Source organism: Kitasatospora sp. NPDC058965 (assembly GCF_042741245.1).
Taxonomy (GTDB): Bacteria; Actinomycetota; Actinomycetes; order Streptomycetales; family Streptomycetaceae; genus Kitasatospora.
The window spans coordinates 1-4446 of sequence record NZ_JBHYKG010000483.1 but is presented as its reverse complement, the minus strand read 5'-3'; the positions used below and the strand labels follow the sequence as shown (position 1 = coordinate 4446).

The following is a 4446-nucleotide window of genomic DNA, read 5'->3' as shown; positions in this document are numbered from 1 at the left end:
CCCGGGGTTCCCGGGCGGCCGGGCCGCGGTCGGCAGCGGTCAGAGCTCGCCGAGCGCCGCCAGGTACTCCTTGATGTCCCGCGCGTCCGGCAGGCCGTTGACGACCGACCAGCGCACCGCGCCGGCCTTGTCGATCACGAAGGTGCCGCGGACCGCGCAGCCCTTCTCCTCGTCGAAGACGCCGTAGGCGCGGGAGGCGGCACCGTGCGGCCAGAAGTCCGACAGCAGCGGGTACTCCAGGCCCTGCTGCTCGGCGAAGACGCGCAGCGAGAACGGTGAGTCGTTGGAGATCGCCAGGATCTGCACGTCGTCGTTCTGCAGCCGCGGCAGCTCGCCCTGGATCTCGCAGACCTCGCCGGTGCAGACACCGGTGAACGCGAACGGGTAGAACACCAGCACGACGTTCTTCTCGCCGCGGAAATCGGAGAGCTTGACCAGCTCGCCGTGCTGGTTCTTCAGCTCGAAGTCCGGAGCCTGGGTACCGACCTCGATGGCCATGGTGAGGACCTTTCTCAGCGGTGGGCGCGGCACTGCGACGCGTCCATGGGTACGGGGCGGCCCGAGGGGCCGACCGCGGCACATCCTCGCATCCGAAGGGACCGATTCGGCCGAACGGGTGAGTTCAGGGGGCGCTTAGGGGGAATGTTCGCCCCGGGCGAACAGGGGCCTCGGCGACGCCTACAGGCCGGCCGCGGATGCGGACGGGCCCCGCTGGAGGAAGCTCCAGCGGGGCCCGTCGCCCGCGGCGTCAGCGCTTCTTCGCGACCTTCGGCGTGGCCAGCCGGGTGCCGGCCCAGTCGGCCGCCACCGTGATCGAGCTGGTCTGCGAGAGACCGGCGGTACGGGCCGCCTCGGCGATCTCGTGCGCCTCGACGTGGCCGTCCCGGCCCTTCTTCGGGACCAGCAGCCAGATCAGCCCGCCGTCGGCCAGGTACTCCTGGGCGTCGACCAGGATGTCGGTGAGATCCCCGTCCTCCTCGCGGTGCCACAGCAGGACGGCGTCCGCGACGTCGTCGTAGTCCTCGTCGACGAGATCCTCACCGGTGATCTCCTCGATGCCCTCGCGGAGATCCTGATCGGTGTCTTCGTCAAACCCCAGCTCCTGGACGATCTGACCGGGCTCGAAGCCCAGCTTGACGGCCGGGTTGGACTTGTCCGCGGGGTCCGCGGTCGCGCTCACGGGAATAACCTCCAGTATTTCGGCCCGGCGTCGGTGCCAGGGCTGTGGCCGTAGTCCACACGGGCGCGGCGGTTCGCGCAAGTACCCGACCCCCGATCCCACCCAAAGGTTGACGTGTCGTAGCAAGACACGCCGGATGCTGTGCCGGGAATCACACCGATTTGCCCTTTTGTCGACGGTTCGCCCATGCTGCGCATGCCGCGCGCGCTTCGGCAAGTCCTCACCCCTGTTCTCACGCTGAGCGCCCGAGATACGAACGGCATTCGAGGCAGAGCCGACCACGGGCGTAGAGTCTCCTGTTGGCCCTCACACCGGCGGCCCAAGGCGGACCGCCGGCCGCACGCCACCTGACCGGCTCCCTGACCAGGGGAGACGGTTACCGATCGGTAGAGATGACGGATCTCCGAACGCGGTAGCACGATGGAGGCGGCGCGACACACCAAGATTCGTCCGAGAGTGAAGGAACAGCGTGGCTTCCGGATCCGATCGCAACCCGATCATCATTGGCGGCCTTCCGAGTCAGGTCCCGGACTTCGATCCCGAGGAGACCGCGGAATGGCTGGAGTCGCTCGACGCGGCCATCGACGAGCGGGGACGTGAGCGCGCCCGCTATCTGATGCTCCGCCTCATCGAGCGGGCCCGCGAGAAGCGTGTGGCCGTGCCCGAGATGCGCAGCACGGACTACGTCAACACCATCGCCACCAAGGACGAGCCGTTCTTCCCCGGCAACGAGGAGATCGAGCGCAAGGTCCTCAACGCGACCCGGTGGAACGCGGCCGTCATGGTCTCCCGGGCCCAGCGCCCCGGCATCGGCGTGGGCGGCCACATCGCCACCTTCGCCTCCTCCGCGTCGCTCTACGACGTGGGCTTCAACTACTTCTTCCGCGGCAAGGACGCCGACGGCGAGTCCGGCGACCAGATCTTCTTCCAGGGCCACGCCTCGCCGGGCATCTACGCCCGCGCCTTCCTGCTGGACCGACTGAGCGAGCAGCAGCTCGACGCCTTCCGCCAGGAGAAGTCCAAGGCTCCGTACGGCCTGTCCAGCTACCCGCACCCGCGGCTGATGCCGGACTTCTGGGAGTTCCCCACCGTCTCCATGGGCCTCGGCCCGCTCGGTGCGATCTACCAGGCCCGGATGAACCGCTACCTGGAGCACCGCGGCATCAAGGACACCTCCGACTCGCAGGTCTACGCCTTCCTCGGCGACGGCGAGATGGACGAGCCCGAGTCGCTCGGCCAGCTGTCGCTGGCCGCCCGCGAGGGCCTGGACAACCTGACCTTCGTGGTCAACTGCAACCTGCAGCGCCTGGACGGCCCGGTCCGCGGCAACGGCAAGATCATCCAGGAGCTGGAGTCGCAGTTCCGCGGTGCCGGCTGGAACGTGATCAAGCTGATCTGGGACCGGACCTGGGACCCGCTGCTGGCCCAGGACCGCGACGGCGTCCTGGTGAACAAGCTGAACACCACCCCGGACGGCCAGTTCCAGACCTACGCCACCGAGACCGGCGCGTACATCCGCGAGCACTTCTTCGGGGACGACCTGCGGCTGCGCGCCATGGTCGAGGAGATGACCGACCAGCAGATCCAGCACCTGGGTCGCGGCGGCCACGACCACAAGAAGGTCTACGCGGCCTTCAAGGCGGCCCGCGAGCACAAGGGCCAGCCGACCGTCATCCTGGCGCAGACCGTCAAGGGCTGGACCCTGGGCCCCAACTTCGAGGGCCGCAACGCCACCCACCAGATGAAGAAGCTGACGGTCGAGGACCTGAAGCGCTTCCGCGACCGCCTGCACATCCCGATCACGGACAAGCAGCTGGAGGAGGGCTACCCGCCCTACTACCACCCGGGCCGTGACTCGGAGGAGATCCAGTACATGCACGACCGGCGCAAGGAGCTGGGCGGCTACGTGCCGACCCGCAAGGTGCGCCCGACGCAGCTGGTCCTCCCGGGCGAGGACGCCTACAAGGCGGTCAAGAAGGGCTCCGGCCAGCAGACCATCGCCACCACCATGGCGTTCGTCCGCCTGCTCAAGGACCTGATGCGGGACAAGGGCATCGGCAACCGCTTCGTGCCGATCGCGCCGGACGAGTACCGCACCTTCGGCATGGACTCGCTCTTCCCGTCGGCCAAGATCTACAACCCGCTCGGCCAGACCTACGAGTCGGTCGACCGCGAGCTGCTGCTGGCCTACAAGGAGTCGCCGACCGGGCAGATGCTGCACGACGGCATCTCCGAGGCCGGCTGCACCGCCTCGCTGATCGCCGCCGGGTCGTCGTACGCGACCCACGGCGAGCCGCTGATCCCGGTCTACGTCTTCTACTCGATGTTCGGGTTCCAGCGCACCGGCGACCAGTTCTGGCAGATGGCCGACCAGCTGGCCCGCGGCTTCGTGCTCGGTGCCACCGCCGGCCGCACCACGCTGACCGGTGAGGGCCTGCAGCACGCCGACGGCCACTCGCACCTGCTGGCCTCGACCAACCCCGGCGTGGTCGCCTACGACCCCGCCTACGGCTTCGAGATCGCCCACATCGTCCAGGACGGTCTGCGCCGCATGTACGGCTCCTCCGCCGAGCACCCGCACGGCGAGGACGTCTTCTACTACATGACGGTGTACAACGAGCCGATCCGCATGCCGGCCGAGCCGGAGAACGTGGACGTCGAGGGCATCCTCAAGGGCATCCACAAGTACGCGCCCGGCACCGCGGGCCAGGTCCCGGCGCAGATCCTCGCCTCCGGCGTGGCCGTGCCGTGGGCGCTGGAGGCCCAGCGGATCCTGGCCGAGGAGTGGAACGTCAAGGCCGACGTCTGGTCCGCGACCTCCTGGAACGAGCTGCGCCGCGACGCGGTGGAGGCCGAGGAGTTCAACCTGCTGCACCCCGAGGAGCCGCAGCGCGTCCCGTACGTGACGAGCAAGCTCCAGGGCGCCGAGGGTCCGTTCGTCGCCGTGTCCGACTGGATGCGCGCCGTGCCGGACCAGATCGCCCGCTGGGTGCCGGGTCAGTGGCAGTCGCTGGGTGCCGACGGCTTCGGCTTCGCCGACACCCGCGGTGCCGCCCGCCGGTTCTTCCACATCGACGCCCAGTCGGTGGTGCTGGCGGTGCTCACCGAGCTGGCCAAGCAGGGCAAGGTCGACCGCTCCGCGCTGAAGGAGGCGATCGACCGCTACCAGCTGCTGGACGTGGCCGCCGCCCACCCGGGCGCGGCCGGCGGCGACGCCTGATCGTCCACCGCGCACACGGCCGAGGGCCGGCCTCCCCGCTCCGGGG

Annotated in this window: 3 protein-coding genes; 1 reads left to right on the top strand and 2 read right to left on the bottom strand. The window is 69.2% G+C overall.

All coding sequences use genetic code 11. The features are described 5' to 3' along the window. Positions 1-39: 39 nt before the first annotated feature. Together ACFW1A_RS38995 and ACFW1A_RS38990 are read right to left on the bottom strand one after the other, a co-directional pair. The gene (locus tag ACFW1A_RS38995; protein WP_380418171.1) at positions 40-498 is read right to left on the bottom strand and encodes a peroxiredoxin; all 459 of its coding nucleotides are present in this window, start codon (positions 496-498) and stop codon (positions 40-42) included. A 250-nt stretch (positions 499-748) separates the two neighbouring features. Then, positions 749-1180, bottom strand: coding sequence for a DUF3052 domain-containing protein (locus ACFW1A_RS38990; RefSeq protein ID WP_380418169.1), 432 nt, complete (start codon positions 1178-1180; stop codon positions 749-751). A gap of 469 nt (positions 1181-1649) precedes the next feature. Between ACFW1A_RS38990 and aceE the strand changes: the two genes are divergently transcribed. After that, complete coding sequence (gene aceE, locus ACFW1A_RS38985; protein WP_380418167.1) at positions 1650-4400, top strand: pyruvate dehydrogenase (acetyl-transferring), homodimeric type; 2751 nt, start codon at positions 1650-1652, stop codon at positions 4398-4400. The last annotated feature ends 46 nt before the right edge of the window (positions 4401-4446 follow it).

Coding starts and splice junctions, on each gene's coding strand:
- ACFW1A_RS38995 (WP_380418171.1), bottom strand. CDS start 498: ATGGCCATCGAGGTCGGTACCCAGGCTCCGGACTTCGAGCTGAAGAAC.